We start from the raw sequence: 1,675 nt of genomic DNA, 5'->3' as shown, positions 1-1,675 counted from the left end.
AACATCGCGCCCCCCCCCCGTGTCTAGCGCGCGGCAAGTGTTTTTCGTTTTTCCTACGCCCGTACCGCTTGATCGCGGTCGAAAACCTGAAAACGGGGCGCACCGGAGCGTTTTTCAGCGTCAATCTCTGGATCGGCGCAGACCTGCTCCCTGGGGAACCCCGTTTTCCACTCTTTGATCCGCTCCCGCGTCAAGTCACGTGATCGGCGGCGGCGGAATCGCCAGCCGCGCGATGCGTTCGAGGATCGCGGCAAACAAGTTCCGCGTCACCGCCACCTCGGCCAGTTGAAAGAACACGTACTTCGAGTGCCGTGTCACCTTCGCTCCGATCTTGATCAGCTTCTCCCGCAGCGTCGTCAGCGACCAATGCCGCACTGGCTTGGGCAGGGCCAGTCGCCGCAGGAAGTTGCCGAGGTTATACGCCAGCGCAAACAGTTGCAGGCGCGTCTGGTTGTCTTTGAACGTGCGGCAAGAGAGCTTGGTCCACTGCACCGCGTTCTTGCCTTCCTTGATCCATTGCTCGGCCGTGCCGCGACCGTTGTAAAACTTCACGACGTTCTTCGAGTGCTTATTCAAGTTTGTCACGATGAATCCGACGCGCGGGAACAACTCACCCGCGTGCCACTCAACCTTGGCAACCACGCGCCGCGCCCGCTGCCACGACTTGGCTTGATACTGAAAGCTGTGGTAGAAGATCTTGGGCCGGTGCGAAGGCCGGCCCACCGGACGAGTCAGCAGATGCTCGATTTCCCGCTCCAACACGGCGTTGGCTTTGAGGCGAATGGCGTAACGATAGCCCTCTTTCTCCAGCACTCGGTACAGCGCCGGATTGGCGAAGGCCGCATCACCCCGAAAGAACTTGGGGATGTCCAGATGCCGATAACGCTCGATGACCGGCAGCAGCACCCGCCGCCAATATTTGGCGCTAGCCTTGTTGCCGCGCCGCAGCATGACGCTTTCCAAATCGCCGAACTGATTGAATAGGAACAGCGGATGGTAACACAGGCACTCGAAGTGCCCGTTGTAGGCCGTGCCTTGTTGCCGACCGTAGGTCTCGCTGACCGAGCTATCCAAGTCGAGGATCAGTTCTTTCAGCGGTCGTCGCCGATGCACCTGATCGATCCACTGACCGGGAAGCTGCATCAGTGCCGTGAGATTGCGTTTGGTGCTGAGCGTCTCCGTCTCGAAGCGGCCCACCTCGCTGCTCGAAGCCGCTTGCTTCTCCGGCTGGCTGGCTCGGCCTCCCACCACGTGGCGCATGGCCGGATCGACGCACAACCGCTCCGCATCGTTGACATCCTCGTAGCCAGCCAAGCGGCTGTAGATCGACTGTCGCAACAGCGGCACGAGTTGGTGCTGCTTGTTGCTCCCCTGGCGGGAATCGGTGAGAAGGTCTGCGCCCATTTCAGTGAGTCCCAGCGTTTCGTCGAGTTCGCGGTAGGCCAGCAGTCCGGCGTCGGTCGTGATCTGGCTGCCCAGGAACTTGAGCTTTAACCGACTGTCAAAACCGACCCGCAAATCCTCGTTTTGGCAGTCACCCATTGGGTTCCCCTGTCAGCTTGGCATGATTTGGCTGAATGCCCTTGTTTTCCAAGGGTCTGGCGCAAATCGCGTGCCAAAGTTCGGGAAGTCAAATGGGAAATGCGGGTTGAAGTGCCGGCCCTTGACCCCGCGG

1 protein-coding gene is annotated in these 1,675 nt (G+C 60.1%); it reads right to left on the bottom strand.

The window, feature by feature from the left end:
- Positions 1-195 precede the first annotated feature (195 nt).
- Positions 196-1,542 carry an IS1380 family transposase gene (locus WBB95_RS23390; RefSeq protein WP_424489722.1) on the bottom strand — a complete coding sequence of 449 codons (1,347 nt, stop codon included), beginning with the start codon at positions 1,540-1,542 and terminating at the stop codon, positions 196-198.
- Positions 1,543-1,675 lie beyond the last annotated feature (133 nt).

Origin of the sequence: Pseudomonas sp. (assembly GCF_049645325.1) — a bacterium.
Lineage (GTDB): Bacteria > Pseudomonadota > Gammaproteobacteria > Pseudomonadales > Pseudomonadaceae > Aquipseudomonas.
This window is presented reverse-complemented; position numbering and strand designations above follow the sequence as displayed.